Source organism: Kribbella sp. CA-253562, from assembly GCF_050942265.1.
GTDB lineage: Bacteria > Actinomycetota > Actinomycetes > Propionibacteriales > Kribbellaceae > Kribbella.
The window spans coordinates 6184339-6197768 of the sequence record NZ_CP192049.1 but is presented as its reverse complement, the minus strand read 5'-3'; the positions used below and the strand labels follow the sequence as shown (position 1 = coordinate 6197768).

The following is a 13430-nucleotide window of genomic DNA, read 5'->3' as shown; positions in this document are numbered from 1 at the left end:
CGTCTGCCGCGCGTCTTCGCGAGATCTTCACGCTGTGTCAGCAACTGAACCGAGCGGGTCAGCGGGCGGGTTCGACCAGCTCGACCAGGATTCCGCCCGCGGACCTGGGGTGGATGAAGTTGACCCGCGAGCCGGCGGTGCCGCGGCGCGGTTCGTCGTACAGGAGCTGGGCGCCGCGTTCGCGCAGGACCGCGGAGACCTCGTCGAGGTTGCCGACCCGGTAGGCGAGCTGCTGGATGCCGGGGCCGTTGCGGTCCAGGAACTTGGCGATCGGCGAGCTGTCCGACAGCGGCGCGAGCAGCTGGATCGACGAGCCGGAGTCGCCGACCGACAGCATCGCCTCGCGCACGCCCTGCTCCTCGTTGACCTCCTCGTGCGCGACCGTCATGCCGAAGGTCTCGGCGTAGAACCGGACCGCCTCGTCGAAGTCGGCGACCGCGACACCGACGTGGTCGATCGCCTCGAACAGGGTCTTGGTGACTGGCTCCATGCGACCAAGAGTGGCCTGGCCGGTGGCCCGATGCCAACGAGTGTGGCCGACGCGACACCGTCGTACCAGTGTTCTCGCAGGTATCGTGAAGAGCATGTCTGACACCTCCAGCTCGCAGAGCGCTGACACCACCAGTTCGCAGCGCGAAACCGTCATCGTCGCCGGCGCCCGGACCCCGATCGGGCGGCTGCTGGGCGGCCTCAAGGGCTTCACCGGCGCGGAGCTCGGTGGGTTCGCGATCAAGGGTGCGCTGGACAAGGCCGGCGTCGCGCCCGAGCAGGTCGAGTACGTGATCATGGGCCAGGTGCTGCAGGCCGGCGCCGGCCAGATCGCCGCGCGCCAGGCCGCGGTCAAGGCCGGCATCCCGATGAACGTCCCGGCGATCACCATCAACAAGGTCTGCCTGTCCGGCCTGAACGCGATCGCCCTGGCCTCGCAGCTGATCCGGGCCGGCGAGTACGACGTCGTGGTGGCCGGCGGCATGGAGTCGATGACCAACGCGCCGCACCTGCTGCCGAAGTCGCGCGAGGGCTACAAGTACGGCGACACGACGCTGGTCGACTCGATGGCCTTCGACGGCCTGTGGGACGCGTTCACCGACCAGGCGATGGGCGCGCTGACCGAGCAGCACAACACCGACGGCCTGAAGCTGACCCGCGAGGAGCAGGACCAGTTCAGCGCCCGGTCGCACCAGCTGGCCGCCGAGGGCTGGAAGAACGGCGTGTTCGCCGACGAGGTGGTCCCGGTCGAGGTGCCGCAGCGCAAGGGCGACCCGCTCGTCGTCGACACCGACGAAGGCATTCGCGGCGACACGACCGTCGAAACGCTGTCGCGGCTGCGGCCGGCGTTCGGCAAGGACGGCACGATCACCGCCGGTTCGGCCTCGCAGATCTCCGACGGCGGTTGTGCCGTGGTCGTGATGAGCAAGCAGAAGGCCGAGGAGCTCGGCCTGACCTGGATCGCCGAGATCGGCGCGCACGGCTCGGTCGCCGGCCCCGACTCGTCACTGCAGAGCCAGCCGGCCAACGCGATCGCCAAGGCCTGCGCCAAGCAGGGCATCGACCCGGCCTCGCTGGACCTGATCGAGATCAACGAGGCATTCGCCGCGGTCGGCATCGCCAGCGCCCGCGAGCTGAACGTCGACCTCGACAAGGTCAACGTGAACGGCGGCGCGATCGCGCTCGGCCACCCGATCGGCATGTCCGGCGCCCGTCTCGTCCTGCACCTGGCGCTGGAGCTCCAGCGCCGCGGCGGCGGGACCGGAGCGGCCGGGCTGTGCGGTGGTGGCGGTCAGGGCGACGCGCTGATCGTTCGCGTTCCGGCCAAGGGCTGACGGCCCAGCCATCGACAGGGCCGAGACTGACCTGATGTCACGACGTACGCCGCCGGTCGCCGAACTCGTCGAACGCGCCCGGGACGGTGAGTCCCGGGCGGTCGCCCGGCTCATCTCCCTGGTCGAGGACGAGTCGCCGGTGCTGCGCGAGGTGATGGCCGCGCTCGCGCCGCACGCGGGCCGGGCGCACATCGTCGGCATCACCGGGTCGCCCGGCGTGGGCAAGTCGACGTCCACGTCGGCGCTCGTCACGGCGTACCGGGCGACCGGGAAGCGGGTCGGCGTACTGGCGGTGGATCCGTCGTCGCCGTTCTCCGGTGGTGCGCTGCTCGGGGACCGGGTGCGGATGCAGGAGCACGCGACTGATCCTGGGGTGTTCATCCGGTCGATGGCTTCGCGCGGTCACCTCGGTGGCCTGGCCTGGACGACGCCGCAGGCGCTGCGGGTGCTCGACGCGGCCGGCTTCGACGTCGTGCTGGTGGAGACCGTCGGGGTCGGGCAGTCCGAGGTGGAGATCGCCGGGATGGCCGACACGACGCTGATCCTGCTCGCGCCGGGGATGGGCGACGGGATCCAGGCCGCGAAGGCCGGCATCCTCGAGGTCGGCGACATCTACGTGGTGAACAAGGCCGACCGCGACGGCGTGCAGAACGTCACCCGCGATCTGCGCGCGATGCTCGCGCTGGCCGACCGGGAACCGGACGCGTGGAAGCCGCCGATCCTGAAGACCGTCGCGAGCCGCAACGAGGGCGTCGGCGAAGTGGTCGAGGCGATCGAGCAGCGGCTGGAGTGGATGCGCGGGTCCGGCGTACTGGAGGAGCGGCGGCGCAGCCGGGCCCGGGACGAGATCGAGGCGATCGCGATGACGGCGTTGCGGTCGCGGTTCGGGCATCTGCACGGGGACGCGCGGCTGGACGTGCTGGCGGCGAAGGTGGCGTCGGGGTCGACCGATCCGTACTCGGCGGCGGACGAGCTGATCTCGGCGCTGTGAGTTCGGCCCGTTGCCTTCGGCATTGTGACTTCGGCGCTGTGGCTTCGGCGCCGTGACGCCGCGGTTTTCCGGGTGCCGCTGCGACAAGTGATGACGCTGTGTCACACTGTCGGCTGCTTGTGGTTGGATGGACCCGAATACGGGCAGGTAACCCGACGCTGCCGGCGGTGAGCGGACGTACGTCTCACGGCGGCGCGCCGGTGGCTGCCATGCCCCTCGATCCGTTACAGAATGGGTCTTGTCGCTGGTGATCCCCGTACGATGTTCTGTGTTCAGACAGTGACAGATAGTGACTATCCGTGATACAAACGCAGCGACCGAGTTGCCTGCGCACAAGGAGTGGTGACATGCCGAAGAAGCTGCTGATCTGGTCGGTCATCGCGTTTGCCGCCTTCTATTTGTTCACTCAACCGCAAGGCGCCGCTGACGCGGTCGGCGGGGCGTTCTCTGCTGTCGGCGACGCGTTCGGCAGTGTGATCACGTTCCTCACCGCGCTGTTCAACTGATCTTCGATTCGGGTGTCCCGTCACGAGCGTTCGTGCGGGACACTTGGCTGTGACGATCATGGCCGGGTGGCCGACAGCGGGGTGGACAGAGGAGTGAGTGGATGGCCGCGATAGGCCTGTTCCGGGCCTTCGATCCGAAGGTCCGGCGTCACCTCATCTCGGACGAGGGCGAAGTCGTCATCGACGAGGTGCGGCACCACTGGGTGGTGTTCGTCGTGCCCATGCTGGAGATCGCCCTGGCGGCCGTGCTCCTGGTGGTCATGCTGTGGAAGAACCTCGGCGACGCGGCCTACGTTCTGCTCGCACTGGTGCTGGTCCTGCTCGGCCACGCCTTCTGGCAGTTCCTCACCCAGCACCGCGACCGGTTCGTCGTCACCAACATGCGAGTGATGCGGATCCGCGGCGTGTTCTCCCAGACCGTCGCGACCACCCCGATCGCCCGGATCCTCGACATCACCCTGCAGAAACCGATCGTCGGCCGCTTCCTCGGCTACGGCCACTTCGTCTTCGAGTCCGCCGCCCAGGACCAGGGCTTCCGCGAGATCAGATTCGTCAGCCGGCCCGACGACCGTGACCTGACCATCCAGCGCGTCATCCAGCGCACCGGCCTGCGCGCCTCCGCCAGCGTCGACGTCGTCCAGTCCGACGACGACGACACCGACGACGACGGCACCGGCCCGATCGGGATGGACTCCGCCCAGGAGGTCACCACCACCATCCCGCGCCACGCTCCCGCCGCCTCCACCCGCGTCGCGAGCAGCAGCTCCAAGTCCATCTTCAACAGCGAACGAGCCAACTGGACCGACCAGGACCACGAGGAGTAGGTCGTACGGCGGGGTGCTTTATTTCCCACGCGCGGCTCCTGCGTCGCCGTGCTCCCGCCCGCCCCGGTCTAAGTTGCGCTGGCGCTTGGGCGGGGCTCCTGGCGTCGCCCCTTCTGGCGTCCAGCCGCGCCCTGTGGCTTGGAATCCGGGCATCGGCCAGCATGGACGCGAACCTGCGGTAGGCGAGGGAAGGGCGTTCTCGCCCCGAGGCCGGGCTCGCGCCGTACCGGCCGCCTATGCGAGCAACTCGAGAACGCGCTCGGCCTGTAGTTCGCCGGTCCCAGGTGGATTGCGGTGCGCTGCTGGGCTTCCCGGGCGCAGTAGGGCCAGCCAGAAGATCGCGTGGAGGCGCCGAGCGGATCGGAATCGGTCAGGATCCACCGTGAAGCGATCGACGAACGTCGTCCAGTCGGTGGCGCGCGATGCGATGTGCTCAACCAAGGTGGCCAGCTCAAGGGCGAGGTCGCTGCGGCCGGCGTCCTCGAAGTCGATGATTCGGACCTGCTGGCCGTCCCAGAGGTAGTTCGCGAGGTTCGGGTCGCCGTGGCCGATGACGGGGTGCGCCGGCTGCGCCAGGTCTGTTGGTGCGGCCAGCCATTCAGTGGCTGCTTGGTGGGCCTCGGCGATGATCCCCGCGCCGTCCCAGGACGAGATCGACGACCGAATGCGCTCGAAGAAGGCCGCGCGATCGAGCGGCTCGACATCGGTCGGAGGGATCGACCAGAGGTCGGTGAGGGCGACGTGGAGCGCTTCGAGTTCCTCGGGGGACAGGCAACCGGCCAGTGGTGTGCCCGGGAGTCGGCTCATGATGATCGACGGGTACGGCGTCGGCGGCGTGAACCTGATCGGAACCGGGACCAGCTGAGGTCTCGCGGCCGAGATCGCCCGCAGGGCTGTCCATTCGCGAACGTGCTCGTTCCGGCTCCAGTTGACGTAGGTCTTCGTAACGACGTCGCCATCCAGGTGGAGCCGATGCGTGTGACTCATCATGTTCCTTCGGGATCCGGGGTGGTCGCGAGGTTGTCACATGATCGATGCTGCACCCACACCACTGCCGGAACCTGCAGAGCTGTCGATCCGAGTGCTCCGCGCGTGCAACGATGCGCGCATGCGTATGTATCTGCTGACCGCTTCCCGGTGGGTGGTCGGCCTCGGCGGCGGGCTGCTCGTCGCAACCGTGGTAGCCGTCGTGTATCGGTTCGACGATTCGACCCGTTCGTGGACGGCGTCGGTGCTGACCGGGGTCGTGTTCGGCGTGCTGCTCGGCGGCGGTCTGGTGCTCAGCCTCACCACGCAACGTGCTGAGCTGCGGGAGGCGGCCGGCGAGCTGCCGCCGGCTCAGCTGTCGGCGGCGTACCGGGCTGCAGTTCGGGGCGAGATCCCGAGCGATCCGGTGGTCCGGGCGGCTGCGGCTCGGGTCGCTCAGCGCCGGCTCGAGAAGTTGCGCCGCCCACGGATTCTGGTCGCGATCATCGCGATGGCCATGACAGTCGGCACCGTGCTGCATGTGTTGGCGGATAACTACGGACTCGCGGGGATACTGGCAGTGGCGGGACTCGGCTGGACCGTCGAGTTCTTTCAGCCGGCGCGACTTCGGCGACGCCTCGAACTCTTGTCCCCCGACAACGGCTCGGTCCAGAGCGTCTGAACCTCGCGAACGACGTATGTGACTACCGCGGCTTGCGTGGTGGTCCCGACGCGGCGGAGTACCACTGCCACCAGGCGACGCCTCGTCTGCGTGCGTTGCGGCTCAACCAGGCGAGGGCGACCGCGAGGCCGGGATCGTGGCCTGGCCGGTCGGGGTCATCGCGGTGGGTACCGGGCCGGATGCCGCGGCGACTGCCCGCACACTCTCGCCACGCGCGACACCTGCCCCGCGCACTCTCGCCACGCGACACTTGGCCCCGCACACTTTCACGCCACGCGACACCAGCCGCCGACCGTAGCGCTCTGCGCCGCCGTCCGCCAGACTGCTGCGATGGCTGCCGAGTACTCACAGACCGACCAGTTCCGCGGTGGGCGGATTCATCTGAGTGAGCTGGAAGGGCTCGAGATCCGGGACTGCGAAGTCAGTGGGTTGAAGATCGTCGACTGCTACGGGAGTGACGTCTACGTCGGCGGCGGCTTCGAGCGGGTGGTGGTCAACGACGTCGACGTCACGGCGTACGTCGAAGCGGAGCTGGATCGGCAGTATCCGACCCGCGTGCTGGCGCGCCAGGCCGAGTCCGTCGACGACTATCGCGCTGCTTGGGCTGCCGTCGAAACGCTCTGGCAGGAGACCCTCGACCGCGCTAGAAAGCTGCCCGAGGCCAAGCTGCACGAGCGGGTTGCCGACGAGTGGTCGTTCGTCGAGACCCACCGGCACTTGCTCTTCGCCAGCGACGCCTGGTTCGGCAACGCTGTCCTGGAAGAGGAATCGCCGTACCACCCGCTCGGCTACCCCGCCGGTGGGATGCCGGCTGAGGAATCGGCCAAGCTCGGTCTCACCCTCGACGCCACACCGACCCTCGACGAGATCCTCGCGGCCCGGCGCGCGCGGATGGCCACCCTGCGCGACACCATCGAGAACCTCACCGACGCCGAGCTCGACCGCGTCTGCGCCCGCAAGCCGGCCGACCCGTACCCCGACCAGGACTACGTCGTCCGCCGCTGCCTCAAGGTGATCCTCAAGGAAGAGGCCGAGCACAACCGCTACGCCGTCCGCGACCTCGCCGTACTGGAAGCCGGGGCCTGAGCGGCCAGTAGAACTCCCGGCCGGAGAAAGTAACCGTTTAGCGAGCCGCCAAACCGGTTACTGAGAGACCGACCAGAAGGGAGACCCCCGATGAAGCGGTCGGTCAAGACACGCCATCTCTACCGCGAGGTCGACGAACTCAGCGTGCACTACCGCGAAGCCGGAACCCCCTCGTCGACCGCGGTCGTGCTCCTGCACGGCTTCCCCAGTTCCTCGTACTCCTTCCGTGCCGTGCTCCCGGTCCTCGGCGAGCACAACTACGTGGTCGCCCCGGACCTGCCAGGCTTCGGGTTCTCGGACGCTCCCACGCTCGACGACTACGACTACACCTTCGAGCACCTGTCCCAGGTGATCGAAGAACTGCTCGCCCAACTCGGCATCGAACGCTACGTCCTCTACGTCACCGACTTCGGTACGCCGGTCGGCTACCTGCTGGCACTACGCCACCCCGATCGCGTCCAAGGCCTCGTCGTGCAGAACGGCAACACCCACGAAGCCGGCCTCAACGACGCGTGGGACTCCGCGCGGCGGTTCTGGTCGGACCCCAGCGACGAGAACCGGGCCGCGCTGCCGGAGTGGCTGAACTTCGCAGGCACTCGCGACCAGTACCTCGGCGGCCTGCCGCCGCATGTGCAGGACCTGCATCCGCGCGAATCCTGGCACCTCGACTGGGAGCGGCTGTCGCGGCCCGGCAATCTCGACGTGCAGTTCCAGCTCTTCACCGACTACCGCCACCACGTCGCGCGATTCCCCGAGATCGCGGCGTACCACGAGCAGCACCAACCGCCCTGTCTCGTGCTCTGGGGCCGGCACGACCCGTACTTCGACATCGCGGAGGTGATGGCCTACCACCGCGACCTGGCCGTGCTCGACGCTCACCTGTACGACGGCGGGCACTTCCTGCTCGACACGCACGCCCCGGAGGTCGCCGAGCTCCTGGTGACCTTCGTCGACGACGTGCTGCACCGATGACCCAGTGGACGGACGACCATTTCATCGCCGGCCACGTCGTCCTGGACTTCGCGAACACGGTCTACCGGCGTACGCCGGAACTCGGCGCGGACCTGTTCGACAGCGGCGAGGCATTGGCCGGCTGGATCACCTACGCCGGACTGCTGCCGACCACCCCGTACGCCGACGACGTGGTCCTGCGCGAAGCCAGGACGCTCCGAAGCCTGTTCTGGCAGCTGTTCGACGCCCAGTACGACGCCCGCGAGGTCCCCACCGAAGTCCTCGGCCGCCTCCTCGACGCAGCGCGGGAAACGTTGGCCGGCGACGTGTCGCTCGCCCCGGACGGCACCCTCACACCCCGAGACGTCCAGGGCGCATGCGCAGTGCTCGCGTTCAGAGGCATCGAGCTGGTGCTGAATCCGCCGGACCGCCCGGTACGCCGGTGCGACCGCTGCGGCTGGTTCTTCCTCGACCACTCCCGCGGGCGCCGGCGCCGCTGGTGCAGCATGAAGACCTGCGGCAACCAGGCCAAGGCCGCCCGCTACCGCGCGGCCCACGCCTGATCACGCGGCCCCTCTGATTACTCAGCCGAAGACCGAAACCCGGCGAGCGTATACGCCAGGTGACGTCGCCAAACCCCCGGAGTCGACCCTTCGCTGGTGTGGATGATGCCCCGCAGCGCCCAGATCGTGGCGGCGATGTCGTCGACCGTGACGTGCTCCGAAACGCCCCCGCCATGCTGGGCTCGCTCGAGCAGTTGCCGAGTCCGCGACTCGAGCTCAGCGATCAGCCCCGCAGGAGCGAGCTCACCCCACATGCCGTGCATGAAGCCGCGCCGCGCGGCCAGCTCGTACCCGACGGTCTCCAGGAATTGATCCAGGCAACGATCCGGTGGTTCGGCGAGAGCCTCGTCGGCAAGCTCCAGGAGCTGACCGAAGAAGGTCTCCAGCACCTCGCGGACGAGAGCCTGTTTGGTGCCGAAGCGCCGGTAGAGCGTGGCCGGGCCGATGCCGGCGGCGCGGGCAACATCCTCCAGGCTCGCGTCGGCACCGCGCTCGGCGAAGACCCGCTCGGCGGCGTCGAGCAGGCGGGCGCGGTTGGCCTCGGCGTCCCTACGCATCGGGTGCCCCCAGCAACGACATGAGCGGCCGTACGTCGTCCAGCCGGTCCAGTTCACGCACGCGGTCCAAGATCGCCCGGGCCCGTTGCGGATCCGCCAGATTGGCGCGGAACTTCTCCTCGACGTCAGAGACGCTCGCCGGCCGGCTGGGATGCCCGTGGAACCCCGCCTGGTAATGGCTGTACGTCGTACCGTCGCGAAGCTCGAGGTCGACCTTCGCGCTGAAGACCGGGTCGCCGTCCGGGATCGGCATCGCGTACGGCTCGACCAGGTCGGCGATCGCCAGCAGGGCGGGGTCGTTCCACCGGGCCGGGTCGAAGTAGTCGGCCGGCGCGTTGCCCCCGGTGACGAACTGCAGCCCGACGCCGAACGCGAGGCTGAACTGCGCCGAGATCGCGTCGTGCGGCCGGGTGATGGAGGCGCCGTGCCCGACCGCGAAATCGACGAGCCCGATCCGGATCCGGCGGATTTGCGCCGGGTCGACGGCCTGCGCGGCCCGCAACCTCCGGACGGCGTCCAGCGGGGCGTGCACGGTGGTGACCATCGGGTAGAAGCGGAACATCGTGTCGGTGACGTGCCAGTGGTCGAGGTCCCCGAGCGGTTCGCCGGTCTGGCCGAAGAGCCGCAGGACACCACGGGTTCCTTCGAGGATGGTGGCCGGGCCGGTGAAGCCGAGCCGGGCGAGTTGCACGGCCTCGACTCCGGCGCGAGCGGCTGATCCGGCGTGCAACCGTTTCACCTCGCCGCCGCTGCGGTCGTACTCCATCGTCCCGGCCGCGTCGCTCCCGGCGATGCCGAACGCCTGGGTGAGTTCGGCCGGGGACAGGCGCAGGATCCGGGCTGCTGCGGCGGTCGCGCCGAAGACGCCGAGAATCTTCGCGCCGTGCCACCCGGCGGCCAGCATGCCGCTGGTCGTCACCGCGCCGACGAGCGCCATCACCTGGACGCCGGCCGCCACCGCGGTGATCACCTCGCGCCCATCCACCCCGTCCCGCTCGGCGAGCGCGAGCGCCGCGGGCACGACGGCCGAACTGGTGTGCCAGGCCGCCGCGTGCGCGTCGTCGTATTCGGCGCTGTGCCCGAGCGTGCCGTTGAGGTAGGCCGCCTGGGCGGCGCTGGTCTTGCCGCCGCCGGACGTCGTGCTCTCCGCCGGGCCCGGCACAGCCGCGACCGCGCGGCGTACCGGCTGCACGTTCGGCAGGGTCACGCCCAGCTGCTGGACGCCGAGCTGATCGAGGATCAGCAGCTTGGTCCGCTCCACCACCTCAAGCGGCAGTTCGTCGAACCGCAGCTCACTCACCCAGCGGGCGATCCGATCCGCCATCACAGTCTCGGTGCGCATAAGTGACAGTATGCACTCTCAATCGAGAGAATCAACTATCACTTCTGCCTGCGGCGGCTCAGGTGGCACACTCCGCGACCCGGGCCCGGAAGGCTGCCACCACGTCCACGTCGCCGGAAGTCTGGATCGCCGTGTCGTCGAGGCGCCCCCACAACCAGAGGAAGACGTCGTGCGGTTCGCCGTAGATCTCCGCGGCGACCGGAGCGTCGGCGTCGCGGGTGACAAGCGCGCTGGTCGCGTCGGCCTGAATCGTCCAGGAGTTCCCGTCGGCGGTGACCCGGACGGCGGCGTCGACGGGAGCCGAGGTGTCGCCCTCGGCCCACCATGGTCCGCCGAGCATCACGCTGAGCACCTCGTCGATCCCGTCGACGGCGAGGTCGCGATCGACCGGTGTGGCGACGTCGTGCGCCTGTTCGGCGTCGATGCGGTGGACCGCTGTCTCGAGCGCCATTCGCCGGTACCAGAAGCCCGAGGTCTTGTCGTCGGGGGAGAACGTCCAGGTCGGCAGCGATGTCCCGGCCTCCTGCAGCGCCGCGACGATCGCCGACCGCGCCTCGTCGTACAGGGCGAGCGGCTCGCGGTCGGACAGGTCCGGCGGCCACGGGTCGGGCAGGCGGCCGAGGCGCAGGACCTCGATCTTGTGCAGGTAGACGGTCGCGGTGTGCCGGACGAGCGAGTCGACGGTCCAGCCGGGGCAGTGTGGTACGTCGGGGGCCAGCCCGAAGCGGGCGACCTCGGCCAGCCGGGCCGAGTCGGCGCGCAGGCAGTCGAGATAGAAGGCGGCACGTTCGGGCGGGAGTGACATCTGCCGATGATGGCAGGCGCCACCGACAGCGCAGTAGAGGCTGTGGCGGTTAGTGTTTCGTGCATGGCGAGGAAGAAACCGTTGCCGTTCGACCCGATCGACGAGGCTTCGCGGCAGTGGGGGCGGCGTTGGGGTGCGGTGGAACAGATGCGGGCGGTCACCTCGTTGATGCGGGCCCAGCAGATCGTCATCGGTGAGCTGGACGAGATCCTGCGCAAGCACAACCTGAGTTTCGCCCGGTTCGAGGCGCTGGTGCTGCTCACGTTCTCGCGCCGGGGATCGCTGCCGCTGGGCAAGATGGGTGAGCGGCTGCAGGTCCACCCGACCTCGGTGACCTCGATCGTGCGGCGTCTGGAGGCGGCCGGGCTGGTCACCCGCACCCCGCATCCGGACGACGGCCGCGCGGTGCTGTGCGAGATCACCCCGGAGGGCCGCGAGTTGGTCGAACGCGCCACCGCCGACCTGGTCGCCGCCGACTTCGCCCTGCGCGGCCTGACCGACGAACAACTCAAGGTTCTCTGGTCCGTGCTCGAACCCCTCCGCCACAACGCCGGCGACTTCTGACCCCACCTCCCGCGCAGGTCCACTCGTCGAGTGGTATTTAGTTGGACGTCCTAGTATTTTGGAGGCGAGGACAACCCGGGAGGTTCGGATGGACGCGGAACAGATCGCCGACGGGCGCCGCCGCTGGCAGCAGCGCTACGACGCCGCGCGCAAGCGGGAGGCCGACTTCACCACGTTGTCGGGCACCGAGGTCGCGCCGGTCTACGGACCGCCGGAGGGCCACGACGACCCGCGGATGGAGCGGATCGGCTGGCCGGGGGAGTTCCCGTTCACCCGCGGCCTCTACCCGACGGGCTACCGCGGCCGGACCTGGACGATCCGCCAGTTCGCCGGCTTCGGCAACGCCGAGGACACCAACGAGCGCTACAAGATGATCCTGAACGGCGGGGGCGGCGGCCTGTCGGTCGCCTTCGACATGCCGACGCTGATGGGCCGCGACTCCGACGACCCCAAGTCGCTCGGCGAGGTCGGCCACTGCGGTGTCGCGATCGACTCCGCGACCGACATGGACCGGCTGTTCAAGGACATCCCACTGCAGGACGTCACCACCTCGATGACGATCTCCGGCCCGGCCGTGCCGGCGTTCGTGATGTACCTGGTCGCCGCCGAGCGGCAGGGCGCCGACATCACCAAGCTCAACGGCACGCTGCAGACCGACATCTTCAAGGAGTACATCGCCCAGAAGGAGTGGCTGTTCCCGCCGGAACCGCACCTGCGCCTGATCGGCGACCTGATGGAGTACTGCGCGCAGAACATCCCGGCGTACAAGCCGCTCAGCGTCTCCGGGTACCACATCCGCGAGGCCGGCTCGACGGCCGCGCAGGAGCTGGCCTACACGCTGGCCGACGGTTTCGCCTACGTCGAGCTCGGGCTCAGCCGCGGGCTGGACGTCGACGTGTTCGCACCGGGCCTGTCGTTCTTCTTCGACAGTCATCTGGACTTCTTCGAGGAGATCGCCAAGTTCCGCGCCGCCCGCCGGATCTGGGCGCGCTGGCTGCGCGACGTGTACGGCGCGAAGACCGACAAGGCGCAGTGGCTGCGGTTCCACACCCAGACCGCGGGGGTCTCGCTGACCGCCCAGCAGCCGACGATGAACGTCGTCCGGACGGCGGTCGAGGCGCTGGCCGCGGTGCTCGGCGGGACCAACTCGCTGCACACCAACGCGCTCGACGAGACGCTGGCGCTGCCGACCGAGGAGTCGGCCGAGATCGCGCTGCGGACCCAGTCGGTGCTGATGGAGGAGATCGGCGTCACCAACGTCGCCGACCCGCTCGGCGGTTCCTGGTACGTCGAGGCGCTGACCGACGACATCGAGCGCGAGGCCGAGCAGATCTTCGCCCGGATCAAGGAGATGAGCCCGGACGGCTCGATGACCGCGGGCATCCTGCACGGCATCGAGGAGGGCTGGTTCATGGCCGAGATCGCCGACGCCGCCTTCGAGTACCAGCAGAAGCTGGAGAAGGGCGAGAAGAAGATCGTCGGCGTGAACACGCTGACCGACACCGTCTCCGGCCAGCTGGAGATCCTCCGGGTCAGCCACGAGGTCGAGGTCGAGCAGTGCCGGGTGCTCGCCGAGCGCAAGGCGGCACGCGACGAGGCCCGCGTGCGTCGTACGCTAACGGCGCTGGTCGAGGCGGCAAGGGGGACCGGCAGCCTGATCGAACCCATGCTGGAGGCGGCGCGTGCGGAGGCCACGATGGGGGAAATCTGTGACGTTCTTCGGGACGAGTGGGGCGAGTACCGAGAGCCCGCCCGATTCTGAACCGGACG

The 13430-nt window shown here is 69.1% G+C and carries 15 protein-coding genes; 10 read left to right on the top strand and 5 right to left on the bottom strand.

Translation table 11 applies throughout. The features are described 5' to 3' along the window. Window positions 1–58 precede the first annotated feature (58 nt). Complete coding sequence (mce, locus tag ACQPXM_RS29125; protein WP_432939293.1) at window positions 59–490, bottom strand: methylmalonyl-CoA epimerase; 432 nt, start codon at window positions 488–490, stop codon at window positions 59–61. 94 nt (window positions 491–584) lie between these two features. Here mce and ACQPXM_RS29120 point away from each other — a divergent pair, with 94 nt between their 5' ends. The 4 genes from ACQPXM_RS29120 (at window position 585) to ACQPXM_RS29105 (ending at window position 4144) form a co-directional block, all read left to right on the top strand. Next, window positions 585–1823 (top strand): acetyl-CoA C-acetyltransferase, encoded by a 1239-nt coding sequence (locus ACQPXM_RS29120; protein WP_432939291.1) that lies wholly within the window; start codon window positions 585–587, stop codon window positions 1821–1823. Between the two features lie 34 nt (window positions 1824–1857). Further along, entirely contained in the window at window positions 1858–2814 is a 957-nt protein-coding gene (meaB, locus tag ACQPXM_RS29115) for a methylmalonyl Co-A mutase-associated GTPase MeaB (RefSeq protein ID WP_432939288.1), read from the top strand. A gap of 347 nt (window positions 2815–3161) precedes the next feature. Beyond that, the gene (locus tag ACQPXM_RS29110; protein WP_168197347.1) at window positions 3162–3320 is read left to right on the top strand and encodes a hypothetical protein; all 159 of its coding nucleotides are present in this window, start codon (window positions 3162–3164) and stop codon (window positions 3318–3320) included. 101 nt (window positions 3321–3421) lie between these two features. Beyond that, window positions 3422–4144 (top strand): PH domain-containing protein, encoded by a 723-nt coding sequence (locus ACQPXM_RS29105; RefSeq protein WP_432939285.1) that lies wholly within the window; start codon window positions 3422–3424, stop codon window positions 4142–4144. Between the two features lie 234 nt (window positions 4145–4378). On the opposite strand, the gene ACQPXM_RS29100 is transcribed toward ACQPXM_RS29105, so the two are convergent. Next, the gene (locus ACQPXM_RS29100) at window positions 4379–5131 is read right to left on the bottom strand and encodes a phosphotransferase family protein (protein WP_432939282.1); all 753 of its coding nucleotides are present in this window, start codon (window positions 5129–5131) and stop codon (window positions 4379–4381) included. Window positions 5132–5171: 40 nt separating this feature from the next. Between ACQPXM_RS29100 and ACQPXM_RS29095 the strand changes: the two genes are divergently transcribed. The 4 genes from ACQPXM_RS29095 to ACQPXM_RS29080 all read left to right on the top strand — a co-directional run bounded on the left by ACQPXM_RS29095 (window position 5172) and on the right by ACQPXM_RS29080 (window position 8392). Then, window positions 5172–5792 (top strand): hypothetical protein, encoded by a 621-nt coding sequence (locus ACQPXM_RS29095; protein ID WP_432939279.1) that lies wholly within the window; start codon window positions 5172–5174, stop codon window positions 5790–5792. Between the two features lie 330 nt (window positions 5793–6122). Next, window positions 6123–6878, top strand: a complete 756-nt coding sequence (locus ACQPXM_RS29090) for a DinB family protein (RefSeq protein ID WP_432939276.1) — start codon at window positions 6123–6125, stop codon at window positions 6876–6878. Between the two features lie 90 nt (window positions 6879–6968). Then, window positions 6969–7850, top strand: a complete 882-nt coding sequence (locus ACQPXM_RS29085) for an alpha/beta fold hydrolase (protein WP_432939273.1) — start codon at window positions 6969–6971, stop codon at window positions 7848–7850. After that, complete coding sequence (locus ACQPXM_RS29080; protein ID WP_432939271.1) at window positions 7847–8392, top strand: CGNR zinc finger domain-containing protein; 546 nt, start codon at window positions 7847–7849, stop codon at window positions 8390–8392. The genes ACQPXM_RS29085 and ACQPXM_RS29080 overlap by 4 nt, the downstream gene beginning before the upstream one ends. A 17-nt stretch (window positions 8393–8409) precedes the next feature. Here the strand turns inward: ACQPXM_RS29080 and ACQPXM_RS29075 are convergent, their stop codons facing one another. Genes ACQPXM_RS29075 through ACQPXM_RS29065 form a run of 3 tightly spaced genes read right to left on the bottom strand, consistent with a single transcriptional unit; the run spans window position 8410 to window position 11096 of the window. After that, window positions 8410–8949 carry a TetR/AcrR family transcriptional regulator gene (locus ACQPXM_RS29075; RefSeq protein ID WP_432939269.1) on the bottom strand — a complete coding sequence of 180 codons (540 nt, stop codon included), beginning with the start codon at window positions 8947–8949 and terminating at the stop codon, window positions 8410–8412. Further along, window positions 8942–10291, bottom strand: a complete 1350-nt coding sequence (locus ACQPXM_RS29070; RefSeq protein ID WP_432939266.1) for an MmgE/PrpD family protein — start codon at window positions 10289–10291, stop codon at window positions 8942–8944. Before ACQPXM_RS29070 ends, ACQPXM_RS29075 begins: the two co-directional genes overlap by 8 nt. 58 nt (window positions 10292–10349) lie before the next feature. Further along, entirely contained in the window at window positions 10350–11096 is a 747-nt protein-coding gene (locus tag ACQPXM_RS29065; RefSeq protein ID WP_432939264.1) for a maleylpyruvate isomerase family mycothiol-dependent enzyme, read from the bottom strand. Window positions 11097–11159: 63 nt separating this feature from the next. Between ACQPXM_RS29065 and ACQPXM_RS29060 the strand changes: the two genes are divergently transcribed. Both ACQPXM_RS29060 and ACQPXM_RS29055 read left to right on the top strand, forming a co-directional pair. Next, window positions 11160–11660, top strand: coding sequence for a MarR family winged helix-turn-helix transcriptional regulator (locus tag ACQPXM_RS29060; RefSeq protein WP_077015928.1), 501 nt, complete (start codon window positions 11160–11162; stop codon window positions 11658–11660). Window positions 11661–11748: 88 nt separating this feature from the next. Beyond that, window positions 11749–13422: an acyl-CoA mutase large subunit family protein gene (locus ACQPXM_RS29055; RefSeq protein ID WP_432939260.1), complete on the top strand. Its 1674-nt coding sequence runs from the start codon at window positions 11749–11751 to the stop codon at window positions 13420–13422. Window positions 13423–13430: the final 8 nt, after the last annotated feature.

Coding starts and splice junctions, on each gene's coding strand:
- ACQPXM_RS29090 (WP_432939276.1), top strand. CDS start 6,123: ATGGCTGCCGAGTACTCACAGACCGACCAGTTCCGCGGTGGGCGGATT.
- meaB (WP_432939288.1), top strand. CDS start 1,858: ATGTCACGACGTACGCCGCCGGTCGCCGAACTCGTCGAACGCGCCCGG.
- ACQPXM_RS29065 (WP_432939264.1), bottom strand. CDS start 11,096: ATGTCACTCCCGCCCGAACGTGCCGCCTTCTATCTCGACTGCCTGCGC.
- ACQPXM_RS29070 (WP_432939266.1), bottom strand. CDS start 10,291: ATGCGCACCGAGACTGTGATGGCGGATCGGATCGCCCGCTGGGTGAGT.
- ACQPXM_RS29080 (WP_432939271.1), top strand. CDS start 7,847: ATGACCCAGTGGACGGACGACCATTTCATCGCCGGCCACGTCGTCCTG.
- ACQPXM_RS29120 (WP_432939291.1), top strand. CDS start 585: ATGTCTGACACCTCCAGCTCGCAGAGCGCTGACACCACCAGTTCGCAG.
- ACQPXM_RS29100 (WP_432939282.1), bottom strand. CDS start 5,131: ATGAGTCACACGCATCGGCTCCACCTGGATGGCGACGTCGTTACGAAG.
- ACQPXM_RS29085 (WP_432939273.1), top strand. CDS start 6,969: ATGAAGCGGTCGGTCAAGACACGCCATCTCTACCGCGAGGTCGACGAA.
- mce (WP_432939293.1), bottom strand. CDS start 490: ATGGAGCCAGTCACCAAGACCCTGTTCGAGGCGATCGACCACGTCGGT.
- ACQPXM_RS29055 (WP_432939260.1), top strand. CDS start 11,749: ATGGACGCGGAACAGATCGCCGACGGGCGCCGCCGCTGGCAGCAGCGC.
- ACQPXM_RS29095 (WP_432939279.1), top strand. CDS start 5,172: ATGATCGATGCTGCACCCACACCACTGCCGGAACCTGCAGAGCTGTCG.
- ACQPXM_RS29110 (WP_168197347.1), top strand. CDS start 3,162: ATGCCGAAGAAGCTGCTGATCTGGTCGGTCATCGCGTTTGCCGCCTTC.
- ACQPXM_RS29060 (WP_077015928.1), top strand. CDS start 11,160: ATGGCGAGGAAGAAACCGTTGCCGTTCGACCCGATCGACGAGGCTTCG.
- ACQPXM_RS29075 (WP_432939269.1), bottom strand. CDS start 8,949: ATGCGTAGGGACGCCGAGGCCAACCGCGCCCGCCTGCTCGACGCCGCC.
- ACQPXM_RS29105 (WP_432939285.1), top strand. CDS start 3,422: ATGGCCGCGATAGGCCTGTTCCGGGCCTTCGATCCGAAGGTCCGGCGT.